This window comes from Streptococcus vestibularis, from assembly GCF_900636445.1.
In the GTDB taxonomy this organism is placed as follows: domain Bacteria; phylum Bacillota; class Bacilli; order Lactobacillales; family Streptococcaceae; genus Streptococcus; species Streptococcus vestibularis.
Map to the genome: position 1 here is coordinate 1,325,823 of NZ_LR134275.1, position 17,795 is coordinate 1,343,617.

Genomic DNA, 17,795 nt, shown 5'->3' on the forward strand with positions numbered 1-17,795 from the left:
CTAATAGTCCTCACGTTCTTCATCTTTCTTACGTTTAGCAAGAAAAGCAAGACCTGTTGCAGTTGCCAAAGCACCAAATATCATTGATAATGATGAGTTTTCCTCACCTGTCTTAGGAAGAGCATGGCTACCACGTTTTTGTTTAGGATCCTTAACTTCAGAAGACGACTCTGAGGCACTTGTTGAAGCTGACTCTGAGTTCGATACTGATTGTGACTCGGAAATTGACTCACTTTCTGGGGATGATTCGGAATTTGATACAGATTGTGATTCTGAGATTGAGGCACTTAATGACGCTGATTCTGAGTTCGACACTAACTGTGACTCAGAAATTGACTCACTCACTGACGCTGATTCTGAAGCTGATGTACTTGCTGACTCGGACGCACTTGTTGACGCTGATTCTGAAGCTGATGTGCTTGCTGACTCGGACGCGCTTATTGACGCTGATTCTGAATTTGATACTGATTGTGATTCTGAGATTGAGACACTTGTTGAAGCGGATTCTGAGTTCGACACTAACTGTGACTCGGAAATTGACTCACTTTCTGAGGCAGACATAGAATTAGAAACTGATTGTGACTCGCTGATTGATTCACTTGTTGAAGCGGATTCTGAATTTGATACTGATTGTGATTCTGAGATTGAGGCGCTCGTTGAAGCCGATTCTGAATTAGACAATGATTGTGATTTTGAGATTGAGGCACTTACTGAAGCGGACACAGAATTAGAGACTGATTGTGACTCTGAAATAGAGGCACTTTCTGACGCTGACACAGAATTAGAGACTGATTGTGACTCGGAAATAGAGGCACTTTCTGACGCTGACACAGAATTAGAGACTGATTGTGACTCTGAAATAGAGGCACTTTCTGACGCGGACACAGAATTAGAGACTGATTGTGACTCTGAAATAGAGGCACTTTCTGACGCTGACTCAGAATTAGAGACTGATTGTGACTCTGAAATAGAGGCACTTTCTGACGCGGACACAGAATTAGAGACTGATTGTGAGTCTGAAACTGATGCACTTACTGAAGCCGATTCTGAATTTGACAATGATTGTGACTCGGAAACTGACTCACTTTCTGACGCTGACTCGGAATTTGAGGCACTTTCTGACGCTGACTCAGAATTAGACAATGATTGTGACTCGGAAATTGAGGCACTTACAGACGCTGATTCTGAGTTAGACACTGATTGTGATTCGGAAATTGAGGCACTTATTGAAGCTGATCCTGAATTAGACAATGATTGTGACTCGGAAATTGATACACTTACTGAAGCGGATTCTGAATTTGACAATGATTGTGATTCTGAAATTGATTCACTTTCTGACGCTGACTCGGAATTAGAAACTGATTGTGATTCTGAGATTGATTCACTTACTGAAGCGGATTCTGAGTTGGAAACAGACTGTGATGTAGATACAGACGCACTTGTTGAAGCGGATTCGGAATTTGATACTGATTGTGACTCGGAAACTGACTCACTTACAGAAGCAGAGTCTGAATTTGACAATGATTGTGACTCGGAAATTGAGGCACTTACGGACGCTGATTTTGAGTTAGACACTGATTGTGATTCGGAAATTGAGGCACTTGTTGACGCTGATTCTGAATTCGATACTGATTGTGATTCTGAAACCGACTCACTTTCCGATGTACTTGCAGAATTCGATACTGATTGTGATTCTGAAATTGAGGCACTTTCTGAGGCAGACACAGAATTAGAAACTGATTGCGAGTCTGAGATTGACTCACTTGTTGAAGCCGATTCTGAATTTGATACTGATTGTGATTTAGAAATTGACTCACTTGTTGAAGCTGAGTCTGAATTTGACAATGATTGTGATACAGATACAGAGGCACTTTCTGACGCGGACACAGAATTAGATACTGATTGTGATTCTGAATTTGATTCACTTTCTGACGCTGACTCGGAATTAGATACTGATTGCGAGTCTGAGATTGAGGCACTTACAGAGGCTGATTCTGAGTTAGACACTGACTGTGACTCGGAAATTGACTCACTCACTGACGCTGACTCGGAATCTGATACTGATTGTGACTCGGAAATTGAGGCACTTTCTGACGATGACTCGGAATTCGATACTGATTGCGATTCTGAGATTGAGGCACTTGTTGAAGCGGATTCGGAATTTGACAATGATTGTGACTCGGAAATTGACTCACTTGTTGAAGCTGACTCTGAGTTTGAAACAGACTGTGATTCAGAGATTGAGGCACTTTCTGACGCTGAATCGGAATTAGAAACTGATTGTGATTCTGAGATTGATTCACTTACTGAAGCGGATTCTGAGTTGGAAACAGACTGTGATGTAGATACAGACGCACTTGTTGAAGCGGATTCTGAGTTCGATACTGATTGTGATGTAGATACAGAGTCACTTTCTGAAGCAGACTCAGAATTTGAAACTGATTGCGATTCGGAGACTGAGGCGCTTACAGAGGCGGATTCGGAATTTGATACTGATTGTGATTCAGAGAGTGAGGTACTTGTTGACGCTGATTCTGAGTTCGATACTGATTGTGACTCTGAAACTGACTCACTTACAGAGGCGGATTCGGAATTTGATACTGATTGTGATTCAGAGAGTGAGGCACTTGTTGACGCTGATTCTGAGTTCGATACTGATTGTGACTCTGAAACTGACTCACTTACAGAGGCGGATTCGGAATTTGACAATGATTGTGATGTAGATACAGAAGCACTTGTTGATGCTGACTCTGAGGCCGATGTGCTTACTGATTCTGACGCACTTATTGACGCTGATTCTGATGCTGATGTACTTGCTGACTCTGATGCACTTGTTGACGCTGATTCTGAATTTGATACTGATGTACTTGCTGACTCTGACGCACTTGTTGACGCTGATTCTGAATTTGATACTGATTGTGATGTAGATACAGAGGCACTTTCTGAGGCAGACACAGAATTAGAAACTGATTGCGATTCTGAGATTGACTCACTTACAGAGGCTGATTCTGAATTTGATACTGATTGCGATTCTGAGTTCGAGGCACTTACTGAAGCGGATTCTGAGTTCGATACTGATTGTGACTCTGAAACTGACTCACTTACAGAGGCTGATTCTGAATTTGATACTGATTGTGATTTAGAAATTGACTCACTTGTTGACGCTGATTCTGAAGCACTTGTGCTTGCTGATTCTGAAGCACTTGTTGATGCTGATTCAGAAGCTGACGTACTTGCTGACTCGGATGCCGATGTACTTGCTGACGCTGATTCTGAAGCACTTGTTGACGCTGACTCTGAAGCGGATGTGCTTGCTGATTCGGATGCCGATGTACTTTCTGACGCTGACTCGGAATTTGATACTGATTGTGATTCTGAGATTGAGGCACTTTCTGAAGCGGACTCACTTTGCGAAATACTAGTCTTCAAGTATGTACTCAAGGAACTTGAAACACTCTGTGATTTCTCAGCACTCAATGACGCACTCGTTGAAACAGATTGACTTTGCGAAACGCTAGTTTTCAAGGACTCACTCAAGGAACTTGAAGCACTCGCTGATTTCTCAGCACTCAATGACGCACTTGTTGAGACTGACTCACTTTGTGAAACGCTAGCCTTCAAGGACTCACTCAAGGAACTTGAAGCACTCGCTGATTTCTCAGCACTCAATGACGCACTTGTTGAGACTGACTCACTTTGCGAAATACTAGTCTTCAAGGATTCACTCAAGGAACTTGAAACACTCTGTGATTTCTCAGCACTCAATGACGCACTCGTTGAAACAGATTGACTTTGCGAAACGCTAGTTTTCAAGGACTCACTCAAGGAACTTGAAGCACTCGCTGATTTCTCAGCACTCAATGACGAACTTGTTGAGACTGACTCACTTTGTGAAACGCTAGTCTTCAAGGACTCGCTCAAGGAACTTGAAACACTCTGTGATTTCTCAGCACTCAATGACGCACTTGTTGAGACTGACTCACTTTGTGAAACGCTAGTCTTCAAGGACTCGCTCAAGGAACTTGAAACACTCTGTGATTTCTCAGCACTCAATGACACACTTGTTGAGACTGACTCACTTTGTGAAACGCTAGTCTTCAAGGACTCACTCAAGGAACTTGAGACACTCGCTGATTTCACGGTACTCAATGACGCACTCGTTGAAACAGATTGACTTTGAGAAATACTAGTCTTCAAAGATGTACTCAAGGAACTTGAAACACTCTGTGATTTCACAGAACTCAAAGACGCACTCGTCGAAGCAGACTGCCTTGCTGACTCACTTTGACTTTGTGAAATCGATTCTTGCTTAGACTGACTGGTACTTTGCGAAACTGATTGACTGTAATCACTATCCGATAATCTCACCGCTACAACATTAGTAGTACTATCCTTATAAGTAATCGTTACCGTACCATTACTATTAACCGTATAAGACTTAATACGGTTTGCAACCTCTGGATTCAAAGCCGACACTGCCGCAATAATTTTGGTTTTATCCGAATCTGTCAAGGCAGTCAGACTTGTCACCTGAATAATGCTAGTTGGGGCCACTCCTGGTGTACGATCTGCTAAGCGTCCCTGAGTAATACGAATCTCACCCAAGCCATTTGGACGATTCATATTTGACGCATTGTCAATAGCAGCAACATTACGTTGCCATGTATTTCGAAAGGAATGATAAAGATCATCCTTCAAATGAATGGTCGTTGTAAGGGTTGCTGGATTATCAGTCGTTGCTGTAATATCACCCGTAATAGGTGCAATATTCCCTGTTCCATACTGACTGCCACCAAAGAAATTCCCGTTTAAGGCATTGTCATTTAAGTCAGCTCTTGCAACGACTTTCAATTCTTTGAGCTTGCCACTGTCATCTGTAGCCGTAAAGGTCAATACAGCGTCATCGCCTGCATAGATAGTATAGTTTTTCCCACCACCTTCAAGAGGTGTTGACTTAGGTTCCACACCATCGACAGTCAACTTAGCTGTCACTTCAGGACGTGTTCCATCCGTTACAGCCACGGAATTGCTGGCATCTGAATACACCGCATAATCACCATACATAATACGAGCTTTGGCTGTTACACTACCTGTTTGTAACTTAACTGTCGGTGTCACAACCGCCTGACCTGAAGCATCTGCCACTGCTGTTCCCACTTCGTCGTCATTATTGTATAGAACAACTGTAGAACCTGGCTCGGCTCCCGTCACCGTCACAGGTGTCTGTGTATATGCCTTATCCAATAATCTCGTTTCAACAGTTGGTGCTGCTAGTCGCTTCACTGGAGCAGTTACATCATTAGTGGTGTTATCTTTATAAGTAATTGTTACCACACCAGACGCTGATACAGAGTACTCCTTGAAGTCCTTCGAAGTTGCAATATTCGGATTAGAAGCCTTAAAAGCCTCCCAAACTTGATCTTTCTCAGCCTGAGCTAGATTACTTGTGTCATTAACAAACGTTCCCGTTGTCACAGCCGTAATCGGATTACGAATGCCATCATTTTGCGGTAAAACCTGAATACGTAATGTACGCGTCACTGATTGCCTAGCTGTATTGGTCACTACAAAAGAAAGATTATAAATTTTCCCAGGTGTCACTACTTCAGTAGCCCCAACAGTTCCAAAGATATTAAAAGCCACAGCACTATTTTTTAGTGCCGACGTCTGAGGTACGATGATGCCATTCACCCGATCACTACCAGAAGCGTAGCCTATGCTTTTAATATTATTTCGTGTAGGAATCGTTTCAACAACATTATAAGCCTGGTTAATGCTGTCCGAATTATACACTGAAATCAAAGCATTGTTAGCCGGACCTAATTTATACTGGGGTGCACGGAGATTGCTATTAGCATCAATACTAGAACCATTACGAGGATCACGCTGACCAGATGTCGCACGAAGCACCGCATTAGCAAGACTATTTCTAGCCTGACGAGCCTGAGCAATCGTAGGCGTCACATCACTGTCACGATCAGCTAGACTAACACGAATGGCATCCAGCGCTTTATCCCCCTTGAGAATAGCAGCATCCGTATTTGGCAAATCAACAGCTTGAGCTTTATAGGTATAAATTTCTAAGGCTAAATCTTTGAGACGCTTTTCTTGTTCTAAGCGCTCAGCATCAGCCACAACCGACGCGGCAAGCATACCAGTCGTTGCATCAGACAGCTGACGATTACTCAAAACTTCAGATGTTAAGGAAGCGTTTAACAAAGCAGACTCCGAGCTCACAAGATTCACGCCATCTTTAGAATCACTACTATCACTCTTGCTAACTGACTGAACAGATTCGCTAGAGCTATTCTTCAAAGAGCCGCTCAACATGCTCTCAGATAAACTACGAGAAGAAGAATCCGTCTGACTTGCTGACTCCGACTTAGAGACTAAAGAATCTGACAAGGAGGCAGAAAGCGAAAGACTCAGTGACAAGGATGTCGATTTTGAAGTCAATTCAGAAACTGACATCGATTGACTACGTGATAAGGACTCATTCAAAGAAGCCTCCGAATTCTGACTTGACACAGTTTCAGATGACTCTTGACTATTTACCTGACTCTCTTGAGCGCTAATCACGGATCCAACGTTCCCTAGAACAACTGAATCAGATGTAGCTAAGAGATCAGCCCTAGCTCCTGCTTCACTTTCCAAAATTGGCTGATCAGTCACTTCATCCGCATAAGTCACATGAGTCGCAACAGTCCCACCTAGTATGGCTCCCGTTGCAAACACTCCTTTGAGCAGTGTCTGACCTGAAAAAGCATGTTCATTCATCTCCACCTGTTGAGTGTTAAGAGACGGAGTATCTACACCCCCTCTAAGCACCTTAAAAAGACCAAAATTCGACGTCGCTGCACGAAGCCAGTGCTTTCCTGACTTAACCAGTTTAAAACGTGTCACACGCTCAGTTTCACGATATTGACCTTCATTCCTTCTAAAAAACATATCTTCTCCATTAATTCTTTGAATAAAACACTCCATTAAATTTTATCATAAAATTAAGCAAAAAATCTCATTTCAAGATTACTTTCAATCAACTTATAAATCCTTTTTCTCCTCAAAAACACTACAATAATCGAAAATCCAACATATATTAAAACTATTTGATATTTTGGGGTTAAAGTATAAAAAAATCCCTACCAATTAGGAAAACATTCTAATCGATAGGGGGATTTAATTGTCTTAATTAGAAGATAATGAGTCACTTATGAAATCTTAGAAGTCTTCACTTTTTCTTCATCTTTCTTACGTTTGGTAAGAAAGGCCAGACCTGTAATTCCGCTTTTGATAAATTATCACACAATTACAATCAATTATTTAAGGGAAATTCTTTACATCTGTTAGTCTATTAGCTGGTATTTTTTAAGATTGTTCCTAATGAGACGAATCTTCCTTAAATCCTTTAGTACAAATTAAAAATAATTTGAGTAGTTTTCGAAAAGTCAAGATGTATACTCGGAATAGTAGCAAAAAAAAGGATTACTTCTGATAATCCTTTAAATACTAACTTAATGCCATGATAGCATCAATAAATAGTTTCTTTGTAAAATAACCATGACTAATGAGGTAGGCAGTATACTTGGCGTTAGCAACCATCTGAGCATATTGCTCTTCAGTACATTCTTGAACGCAGCGATCTGCTTCTTCCAGACTTGAAACGACGAATCCTAGACCATGTTCTTTGATATAGTCTGCATTTGAGAGATAGTTAGGCACTACGACTGGTAGACCTGCTGCCAAGTAGGTAGAAAGTTTATAAGAAATATTCAACTTATAGTAGTCGGGTTCGTCTTCTGGTTTCTCTGAGTTACCCCAGACCAGACCAAATCCTCCCTTAGATAGTTCTAGCAAAAGCTCATGTTTATTTCGCCAGCCTTCGAGGTGGACTTTGGAATAATCCTTATCCTCTTGTTTGTCCGCATAAACATGGAGAGGGGTTGTTTGTTTCCAGTCTAGAACGTGTGGAAAGCGTGTTGGATTCCCAGCAAAAATCATCTTCTTCTGGAAACTAGGTTGGTGTAGGTCAAGACTGTGAGGTAAGTCCCAAAGTTTTTGGATGATAATCTTCTCAACTGTTAACCCTTCCTCAATCAAACGATCACGCATCTTTTCAGAAGGCACCACGACGACATCACAGAGATTGTACATGTCAATATAAGCAGACATGAGATAGTAGTTACTATCAAACATGAGAGGTGGAACGTCATGGATAAACATAACAGTCTTAGCATTAACAGCCTTGAATTTACGGAGTAATCGGCTATCCCACTCACTACCATTCCATGATGGAGACTGGAAGAAAACGATGTCTCCAACACTCAGTCCTGCTACAATCCCATCAAAGCGGGAATTAAGCTCTCCATCTGGCTCTTGGCTACTATCATAGAAATAAATTCCTAGTTCATTAGCACCGAGCTCTTTGGCAATCTTCATGGTATCATTTTGGGCAATCAAAGCTACACTACGTGAGGACTGGCCAAATAAATTTGTAAAATGTGCGCGCATGACATACTTCTTTCTATTATATAGTAGGAAGTCCTCTACTTATAAGAAACAATCATAAAAATAAGTAAGAGGATAAAGAGGGCTATGCTGATAGCCAAGGTCAACATTTTTCGAATCGGTTGGCTAGCCCAATAACTTGGTTTACCGATATTACTAGTAGCATCCGTTGAAAAAATCTGCGTTTGACGCGGTTGGATGGTCACTAGGACGATAAGGGCAACCGAAAGAATCACTGCTAGAACCATAAATACTAACATCATAAGACTACCTCAATAAACCAATAAGGGTGAAGATCAAACCGATGATAATAACAAGTCCGAGCATGATTGAAAAGCTCTTGTTAATCTTCTCTCCTCTGGTTTCTTTTTCTTTTGTGATAGGCTTTTGCTTGAGTTCTTCCATACGGCCTTCAACGTCACCGTAGAATAAATCTTTTTTAGACATGATTTCCTCCTAAAAGTGATTGTAAGCGGTCGGCCAACTCAGAGGCAGTCAGGGTGTTGGCTTGAGCTTTTTGAGCCTGCATGGCTTCTTGCATGGCTTGCTCATCGCCTAGGACTTGCTTAATCTTGGCAACCATAGCTGGATAGTTCTGACTGGCATAGATATGCTCTGGCGCTGTATAGACAGGTCCATGAGCTGTTTCTGAAAAGGCCAAAATCAACAATTGGTTTTCAAAGGCAGTTCGTGTCGCCTTGTACAATTCATTATGATGGTTAATGTCCAAGTAGAGGTCTGACTCTTGATAAAGCTTGTCCAACTGCTTGTGACTAGCGTTTGGATGGAGCACAACGTTTGAATAACGCATCATTGAAAGTAATCTTGGTGACATCTCAGTGACTGCTGCAATCTGGAAGGTCACATCAGGGAGTGACTCAACCAAGGCTTCCAAACGCTCGATTTGGTCTGAATTGGTTGCGATAAAGGCATTACGAGGTTTACCATGATTTTCCTTGAAGTCATAGGCATAGCCAAGAGACAAGATTTTATGATGCTTGTCCTCTGGCGCCAAGGTCAAGGCCTTTTCATAAGTCGCCTTATCAGGAATGATGATGGCATTGGCTCTGGCTGAATTATCTTCCAAGATACCATTCATATTACCTGGAAGGACATCACCCAACGGCTCTTGCCAGACAAGGACATCAGTGGCACCTTGATTTTCCATAGTCCATGAGACGATGAAAGGTGTCGCCAAGCTATTAAAGATAATATGGTCGATATCACCAAAGACCTGAGCTAGAAAGGCTTTGATAAATTCGGTACGGTTGGCAAAACGACGAAGGGCTTGTCCTGGTAAGGTCAAGAGAATATCACCGGTGAGATGATTTTCCAAGATTCGTTCGTCGCCTTCTTTGGTTTGGTAGCTGGTAAAGAGTGCCTGACCATTCTCATCATGAGTGGTCTTGGCAAAGCAGAAACCGTACTTGTTGTAGTGGTCCACTTGGCGAATCTTACCTGACTTGTCCAACCATTCGACACTTTTGACAATACGTGCCTTGCTACCTTCTGGGTAGGTGATGCGGGCACGTTCTTCGGTGAGGTTAGACACACGCGCCATCTGATTGTTCCCTGAAATTTCCCAAAAGGCTGGCACAGGGACTTGGTTGAAAAAGCGTGGTTTGCCTGTTTCCTCTGCTGCTTCCACATAGTAGGTGAAAGGAGAGAGAGCTCCTTGAGGGAGAAAGCCATCTGGATTGATGACAACTGTTGTGGCATCGTAGCCTGCTGCCTGAAGAGAGTAAGCCAAATCCTTACTGGCTTGATTGTAGTAATCACATAAGAATATCATGAGCGTACCTCCTCAAGTAACTGTTTCCAAGCTGCCTTGACTTGGCTAGTCAAGAAGCCTTTGGCAAGGTCATAAGATTTTTGGCGCATAGCCTCGATATTGCCTTCTTCGTAGAGACGGACAATGGCATCCTTATAGGACTTGGTGATAACATCCACGACGTGATTTTCAGCGACGGGGAGGAGATAACCGTTGGCCCCATCTTGAATAAAGGTTTGATTCCCATAAGGAACGTCAAATCCAATCATCGGAAGACCTGAACCAACCGCCTCCATAAGAGTGAGTCCAAAACCTTCACTGGTTGAAGCTGTCAGATAGACCTCGTACTGGCTATAAATGTTAGTCAAGTCAGCGTGGCCCATGAGTCTGATATAGTCGCCAGCTTGAGCTTCGACAATAATCTCACGCAATTTGGCATCCATGCTACCACTACCGTAGATATCAAAAGTGATATCAGGCAGGGTCTTATGAACCTCGATCACCGCACGAACCAACCAGTCAATGTGTTTTTCCTGAGCCAAGCGTGAGGCCGTAATCATTGAGAATGGCTTACGTGGCTTGTCCTGTCCAACCAATTCAGGCAGACTTCCCACTGGAATGGTGTAAATCTTTGGATCATGGTTGGTGTAGCGACGGAATTGTTCCTGTAAGATTTCCTTTTGACGATCAGTCGCCACGATAAAGAAATCAACCTTGTCTGCATTGGTAAATTGGTACTCGTAATAGTTATTCCAGAGGATGTAGTTGTCATCAGTTTGATTGACACTAAAATGCTCAGCGTGAACAACGACACCTAGGCGAGCAGCCTGTGCTTCTTCAAAGACCAACTGACCAATCCCTGTTTCACGGTCCAAAATGACCACATCATCCTTAGTTAGGGCCAGACGTTTGAAGAAATAGCGAAGGAATTCTTGCTTACCATAGAGGACCTGATCAGGGAAACGATAGATATCTTGATTATTGTCTCCTACAATCATGTCATAGGCTGTAGACCCATCTTCGTTATAAAAACGACGTTGGTAAACCTTGGCTTGATTGTCCTTAGGCGCAGAATACTCACTGCAATAACGGGTGTAAGAGTAAAAGTCCTTGCGCAAGAGCTTGTCATTGACAAAGTAGCTCACGGTTTCCACAGCGTCCTCGTCAACCGCACGAAGGTTACATGCCACCACCATATTGTCTTGTGGATAATGATAACGAATGAGGCGACCAGCTACTTCCTTGCGCTCAGGATCGGCAGGTAAGATAGCCTCGATTTCTGCTAGGCTAATAGTCGATGGTGCAATCTTAACATCTGTAAAATAGCTATGGAGCCAGATGATTTCATCGTCTGAAAAACCAATCTTGCTAGTCATATGCTCGATATTATCCCTAAGGATGAGGTCCATAAAGACAAATTTTGCTTCTTGCCCCATTTCCTTGAAAATCTTAGCACGATAGGCCTGAGCATATTCGACGCCACTGCTGGCCCAACCGATGCCTAAATTAATGTTATATACTGTCATAATTTCCTTATTTTATGGGAAATGGCTGATGATATCTCCTTTTTTAGTGACTTGCACCTGACTAAGGAGAAGATTACGAACCATATCCTTTCTGATTTGACGTTTCATGGCTTCGAAGCCCTTGTATGCCTCTTGGTAATATTCGACAATAGGGTTCTTTTGACTGAGTTGCTGGCTACCGATAGCCATTTGGAGTTGTTGCAGATAGTCTACCTGCTCTACCCAGTTGTCATCCACAGCCTTAAGCATGGATAGACGTTGGAAATACTCGTTAAGTTCCTTGGTTTTCAACTCCTGCTTTTTAGTATCAAGTTCACGATAGGCAAACTGATAGATGAGTTCCAAGACTTGCTCACGATTGTTGAGGTCTAAATCCTTAGGAATTTCATTGATTCGGAAGCTGATATTACGCAAGATGAAATGGTAAAGATTTTCCGCTTTTGAGAAATCTTCCTCAGTCATAGCTTGGTCGATGAAATCGTCAAGAACCTCGTTGATAACAGTGTCCAAACCTTGATTGTGGTAGATGAGACGGTCACGTTGAGCATAAATCATCTCACGTTGGATGTTCATACTTTCTGCAAATTCAAGCGTCTGACGACGTGAGGTACGATCAGAACTTTCACTAGCTTCTTGGGCTTTTTCAACCAATTTACGATACTTGCGACCTGTCAGTTCCTTAGGCTCAATGTGATCATTAATGGCATATTCTTTGTAAGTACGGTGAACCCACGATGGACCGTATTTCTTAATCACGTCATCTTCAAGTGAGACGAAGAATTTAGACATACCAGGATCACCCTGACGTCCAGAACGGCCACGGATTTGCAAATCAATACGCTGACTTTCCATACGTTCGGTACCGATAACGACTAATCCACCCAGTTCGGCCACACCCTTACCGAGCTTGATATCTGTTCCACGTCCAGCCATTGAGGTCGCAACTGTCACGGCACCCATCTGTCCAGACTCGGCGATCATCTCTGCCTCACGTGGTGCATTGTTGGCATTCAAGAGATTATGAGCAATTCCTTCACGCAAAAGCAGAGAAGAATAAAGCTCTGACATTTCCACTGAACTTACAAAAATCAAGATTGGATTGCCTTTTCCATGATAATGCTTAACATACTCTAAAGAAGCGAAGATTTTCTCTGGTAGGGTCTCATAAATCTTATCAGGGTAGTCGATACGTTGTTTCTTACGGTTGGTCGGGATTTGAATGACCTTCATACCGTAGGTGTCTAGAAATTCTTTTTCTGCCACCTTACCAGTCCCTGTCATCCCTGAAATTTTCTGGAATTTTTTAAAGAGACTTTGGTAGGTAATGGAAGCCATGGCTCTGGTTTCTTGTGACAAGGCCACTAATTCTTTGGCTTCGATAGCTTGGTGGAGTCCCCCTTGGAGCTTAGTCAATTCCAAGAGACGACCTGTCGATTTATCAAGAAGAACCACTTCAGGCCCTTTCTTACCATCACGAATGATGTAGTCCTTGTCCTTTTTATAGAGCAAGTGAGCACGAAGTGAAAAGAGCAAATGACGGGCAAAGGTGCTATTTACTTCATCGTAGAGGTTACCAATACCAAGATAGTTTTCAGCAGCCTTGGCACCCTTAGTGGTCAACCAAACTTCACCTTTTTCTTCTTTGAAGATATAATCCTCACCCTCGACCAAGGTGGTCATGAGGGTATCCATCATTCCATAATAGTTGGACTGAACACGAGGTGCACCAGAGATAATCAAGGGCGTCTGCGCACTATCCAGTAGAACAGAATCCACCTCATCGACAATGGCATAGTTAAAGGGACGCATGTATTTACCGTCTTGGTTAGAAGCAAGGTTATCAATCAAATAGTCAAAACCTAGACTGGCATTTGTCGTGTAAACGATGTCCGATTGATAGATGGCACGCTTTTCTGCTGGATCCATCTCATTACTACCTTCCACACAGGGAACACCAATCGTCAACCCTAAGAACTCATAGACCTGACCCATTTCCTCAGCGTCACGAATAGCCAAGTATTCATTAATCGTAACGAGAATAGCGCCTTCACCTGACAAAGCATTAAGGTAGACTGGCATGGTTGCCGTCAGAGTCTTCCCCTCACCCGTATTCATCTCAGCAATATGGCCCTGGTGCATGACAATGCCTCCCATGACCTGAACATCATAAGGGAACATGCCTAGCACGCGCTTATCCGCTTCACGAACAACCGCAAAGGCTTCTGGCAGGAGGTCGTCCAAACTTTCTCCTTGAGCCAAACGCTCCTTAAATTCTTGCGTTTTATTTTTTAACTCAAGATTGGTCAGACCTGCCATTTCATCGGCTCGTCCGTTAATTTCCTTGAGTATTTTCTTAACAGAGAGAATAGGATTCAGTTGTTTAAACATGTTCTTCTCCTGTTTCTTCCAGTTTTAAGCTGTAGAAATCCAGCTCTTTGACCCCAGCACTCAAGAGGGAAATACGATAGGTATAGGCCTCGTGAGGGTATACGAAGGTCATGTGAGTACTCTTTTCAATCAGCTGTTTAATTTCATTATCATAACGGTCCAACAAGCTGACTTTCAAAAAGACTGAGTCTGTTGGGACAGCTTCGAGATTGGCCGTCAGGTCATAGCTGTGCCCCTTTTTCAAAAGTGGGAGGGCAGGCTGAGTACGACCAGCTTGGTAGTTTTGGATGGCCACCCAAGACTGAATTTCTGTTCCTGATGGCACCAAAGGATTGTAAAATTGTACAGAACCATCTTGGTGTTTAACAATTTTTGAGCCATACATGTAGGCTTTGTGGTTTAAGCCCCACAAGATTTCCGATTTCTTGTTTCTGAACATTCTTACTCCTTTCTTCCAAAATCATTTTCTAAAATCATACGGTAAAAATTGACAAACCAAGTTGTCGCCGTATATGAATCATCGTTGTGTCGACCTGACGTTCCCTTGCTGAGAATCTTAGCCCCTGAATAATAGAGGGACTTGGTAATATCCTCATAGGCCGTTGGATCCATATCCTCGTCTTTCATGTAAGAAAGACCAAAAGTCGTGTTTGCAAAATCTGCTTTTTCAAACTTATTCCAGAACTTCTGATTAAGAGCCTCAACACCATCATTGTCCAAACGTCCTGTCTGCAAATGCAAGACATCAATGCCTGTTGGAAAGACCTCTGGCGCCAAGAGTCTGGCACGATTACCGATAGTACCGACATTAGCTAGAGGTTTAGACATGATAATCGCATGAGGCTCAAAGTCCGCACCATAGTACATAGATGGGAAGGTTCCCATGGACATTCCAGAGAGAATGAGTTGACTATTGTCAAAACCTAGGTAGTCCAAGTAATGTTGGATAGTGTCCTTGATACTATTTTCAAGCTCTTCAGTCCCAATGTAAAATGCTCCACCCTGGAGGCGAGGATCTGAAAAGAGCAAAAAGGGAGTTCCCATAGCCTTCATCATCCCGAAACCTTCGAAACCTTCGGCAGGACGGAAACCTGAGAAGTAAACAGACAAAGGTGGCTTGAAATCCCCAGGATAAAAGAAATAGTTGATTTCTTGACGCTTTCTGTCGTGGAGAATACCACCTCCAAGTACAAACTTTCCAAATTGAAAACGCGTCAAACGTTGGTGGAGCCCACCAATAGTAATCTGACCTCTGCCCTTCATTTCAAGACTAGCTGACAAAAGGAAAATCCTGTCCTCATCAAGAACAATGGCTTCTTTGCGCATTTCTTCTTCTGAAATGATGTAGGTCTTGAAAATGCCTGCTACCGAACCTTCTGGCAGAAGATTGAGAATCAAGCGACACTCACAGGTATCTTCTTTTTCAAACTCCAACCAAAGCTCAATTGGGTTTTCCTTGCTGGCTCTGACATTATAGGTCCAGTCCAAGACAGGAGTAAATTCTTGACCGTAGTCGCCGTTTAAAATGACATTTTCATAACCATGGTAGGTCACTTGGCCACTAAAATTGGGGTTAACTTGGGTAGTGAATGGAAACATCTTATCCCCGTATTGCCCTGAAAAGAGCGCTTTGGAAAGGGTAAAGAGAAACTGAACATGATTTGAAAAATCACTTGGAACAGCGCAGACTTCCTTGATAAACTGAGCAAGTCTCTCATCTGTCACTTCAATCGTTTGATCAAAGAAAATAGTGTGAGGAATCAAATACTCTTTAATAACCATCAATTCCTCAAGCCCCTCAAGACTATCCACAATAACCGCTGTGAAAGCCTTGATTTCGTCTTCTTCGATGGTTTCTTGCAAGGTCTCAAGCTGACCAAGATTGCAATAGTACCATTTCATATTTTCAGGAATTTCCTGATTTTCTGACCAGTTGGATGATCCAACTTGTAATATTTTCAGGCGATTATCCTCGGTCATCCTGCTTCTCCTTCAACCAATTCTCCCATTTTTGTACCAAACGGTCTCCCGTGTTTTCCTTAATCTTCTCAATCGAGTAGATAAGAGAACGGTTCCAGTTGTTCAATTGTCCCAAATAGTAGTAAGCCGCTTTTTCAAAATCAGACAAGTGCTTCAAGATATAACCATTCTCTTGGTGCGTTACATACTCAGACGCCACACGGTTAATTTGTGGAATACCGGCACTAATTCCAGCAATCTGTGTATAACGATTAGGCTCCTTACTCAAGTCGACAATAAGGCGGGTAAATTGAAGTGACTTGATTAGAGCAGTCTCGTCTCTCAGGTCTTGGAAAGAAAATCGACTGATGATTTCCTTATTTTCCTCCAATTTATTTTCTGCACCATTACTTTCCACAACTTCTTCAAAAGCTTCTGGACTCAAACGTTCTTCAATCATTTTTTCCACTTGATTTTGCAGGCTACCAAGTTGCTCTGGATTGGCATTAAATGCTCCAAACTCAACCTTTGTCTTTGGATACTTAGCCACGAAAGCTAAAACCTGATAAATCGCCTCTAAATCCAACTGATCGAAGTCAAGCTGATAAAAGATTTTTGACTCTTTGACACGTTGACTGGTTCCCAAAGCCAAACGGGTATCGAAGGAAGCCATGTGCTTGAGCTTCTTAGCCTCTTTCGGATAGACAACCTGAAATTGTTCCAAGTAATCGTAACGATCCGCAATCATCAAGTCCACCTGTGGAAGAAAGGCCTCATAAGCATCGACCTTGTCTTCCTGATTACGTTCTGCGAACCAGGTCAAAATCTTTGTATTTTCTGTTGGCAAGTGTTCAAAGAGTTGTTTGTTGTGACGCAGGTCAGACGCAATAACAAAACGGTCTGATACTTCAACCTTTTCATCCAAGAATTTAGTCAAAAATTCCCAGATAACTTCTGAAAGATCACCATAATAACTCTTTTCGAAACGGCCATCCGTACGAGGGTTGGCTACAATTCCACGTCCATCAAAGAAATGACAAAGCTGCCAGACTCCCTTGGCGTTGAGGTAATTTCGGTAGATTGGTTGTCCCTCTTCATAATAAAGGCTACTCGAAATAAAGCCGCGATCATCGTAGATGTCTTCGCGAATGATTTGCTCATCCTTATAGTAGCGAATCATGCCAATAAAACCCTCTGATCCAAATTCAACCTCGGCATAACGCTGGTGTTGGCATTGAACCACAATTGCAAATGGTGTGTAGACAAATGTAGACCCTTCTGGCCATTCCAAGTCTGTCACCTGAAGGTTTCGCATCTCTTCATCAGTAATACCTTGAATCAAATCAAAAATAGCTGTGTATCCAACTTCTAAGACATCATGACGATGTAAGAAATAACGCAAATGCGGTTGATAGGCTAAAAGTAAAAGTTGAGGTGCTAGATCTTCATCTTGAAAAATGCGAACTTGGTGCAAGCTATCATCAAATTCTATTTTTTGGCGGATACGATACCAAGGATCAATAGCAGTCTTCCAAAATTCATCCGTCTGTCCATACCAAGCTGGAATAAAATAATACATGAGTGCTCCTCCACTGCCTTCTCATCACAATACTTGAAATTGAGGGGCAGACCGATCACGCATCACC

The 17,795-nt window shown here is 42.5% G+C and carries 10 protein-coding genes; all 10 read right to left on the minus strand.

Translation table 11 applies throughout. From position 1 onward, the window contains the following. Positions 1–6,948: an accessory Sec-dependent serine-rich glycoprotein adhesin gene (locus EL076_RS10620; RefSeq protein ID WP_126429773.1), complete on the minus strand. Its 6,948-nt coding sequence runs from the start codon at positions 6,946–6,948 to the stop codon at positions 1–3. 558 nt (positions 6,949–7,506) lie between these two features. After that, positions 7,507–8,508 (minus strand): sugar transferase, encoded by a 1,002-nt coding sequence (locus EL076_RS06735; protein ID WP_126429775.1) that lies wholly within the window; start codon positions 8,506–8,508, stop codon positions 7,507–7,509. Between the two features lie 35 nt (positions 8,509–8,543). Beyond that, a complete protein-coding gene (gene asp5, locus EL076_RS06740) occupies positions 8,544–8,768 on the minus strand; it encodes an accessory Sec system protein Asp5 (protein ID WP_002883546.1) in 225 nt (74 codons plus the stop codon). A gap of 4 nt (positions 8,769–8,772) precedes the next feature. Further along, positions 8,773–8,952, minus strand: a complete 180-nt coding sequence (gene asp4, locus EL076_RS06745; RefSeq protein WP_002883547.1) for an accessory Sec system protein Asp4 — start codon at positions 8,950–8,952, stop codon at positions 8,773–8,775. Then, a complete protein-coding gene (gtfB, locus tag EL076_RS06750; protein ID WP_126429777.1) occupies positions 8,945–10,297 on the minus strand; it encodes an accessory Sec system glycosylation chaperone GtfB in 1,353 nt (450 codons plus the stop codon). Before gtfB ends, asp4 begins: the two co-directional genes overlap by 8 nt. After that, positions 10,294–11,802, minus strand: coding sequence for an accessory Sec system glycosyltransferase GtfA (gene gtfA, locus EL076_RS06755; RefSeq protein ID WP_126429779.1), 1,509 nt, complete (start codon positions 11,800–11,802; stop codon positions 10,294–10,296). The genes gtfB and gtfA overlap by 4 nt, the downstream gene beginning before the upstream one ends. Before the next feature lie 12 nt (positions 11,803–11,814). After that, positions 11,815–14,190 (minus strand): accessory Sec system translocase SecA2, encoded by a 2,376-nt coding sequence (secA2, locus tag EL076_RS06760; RefSeq protein ID WP_126429782.1) that lies wholly within the window; start codon positions 14,188–14,190, stop codon positions 11,815–11,817. Next, positions 14,183–14,629, minus strand: coding sequence for an accessory Sec system protein Asp3 (gene asp3, locus EL076_RS06765; RefSeq protein WP_126429784.1), 447 nt, complete (start codon positions 14,627–14,629; stop codon positions 14,183–14,185). The genes secA2 and asp3 overlap by 8 nt, the downstream gene beginning before the upstream one ends. A 2-nt stretch (positions 14,630–14,631) precedes the next feature. Continuing rightward, positions 14,632–16,170 (minus strand): accessory Sec system protein Asp2, encoded by a 1,539-nt coding sequence (gene asp2, locus EL076_RS06770; RefSeq protein WP_126429786.1) that lies wholly within the window; start codon positions 16,168–16,170, stop codon positions 14,632–14,634. Continuing rightward, on the minus strand, positions 16,157–17,728 hold the full coding sequence (asp1, locus tag EL076_RS06775; protein ID WP_126429788.1) for an accessory Sec system protein Asp1: 1,572 nt from the start codon (positions 17,726–17,728) through the stop codon (positions 16,157–16,159). Before asp1 ends, asp2 begins: the two co-directional genes overlap by 14 nt. Positions 17,729–17,795 lie beyond the last annotated feature (67 nt).

Excerpts from the sequence above, each read along its gene's own strand:
- EL076_RS10620 (WP_126429773.1), bottom strand. The coding sequence starts at position 6,948 with ATGTTTTTTAGAAGGAATGAAGGTCAATATCGTGAAACTGAGCGTGTG.
- EL076_RS06735 (WP_126429775.1), bottom strand. The coding sequence starts at position 8,508 with ATGCGCGCACATTTTACAAATTTATTTGGCCAGTCCTCACGTAGTGTA.
- asp5 (WP_002883546.1), bottom strand. The coding sequence starts at position 8,768 with ATGATGTTAGTATTTATGGTTCTAGCAGTGATTCTTTCGGTTGCCCTT.
- asp4 (WP_002883547.1), bottom strand. The coding sequence starts at position 8,952 with ATGTCTAAAAAAGATTTATTCTACGGTGACGTTGAAGGCCGTATGGAA.
- gtfB (WP_126429777.1), bottom strand. The coding sequence starts at position 10,297 with ATGATATTCTTATGTGATTACTACAATCAAGCCAGTAAGGATTTGGCT.
- gtfA (WP_126429779.1), bottom strand. The coding sequence starts at position 11,802 with ATGACAGTATATAACATTAATTTAGGCATCGGTTGGGCCAGCAGTGGC.
- secA2 (WP_126429782.1), bottom strand. The coding sequence starts at position 14,190 with ATGTTTAAACAACTGAATCCTATTCTCTCTGTTAAGAAAATACTCAAG.
- asp3 (WP_126429784.1), bottom strand. The coding sequence starts at position 14,629 with ATGTTCAGAAACAAGAAATCGGAAATCTTGTGGGGCTTAAACCACAAA.
- asp2 (WP_126429786.1), bottom strand. The coding sequence starts at position 16,170 with ATGACCGAGGATAATCGCCTGAAAATATTACAAGTTGGATCATCCAAC.
- asp1 (WP_126429788.1), bottom strand. The coding sequence starts at position 17,728 with ATGTATTATTTTATTCCAGCTTGGTATGGACAGACGGATGAATTTTGG.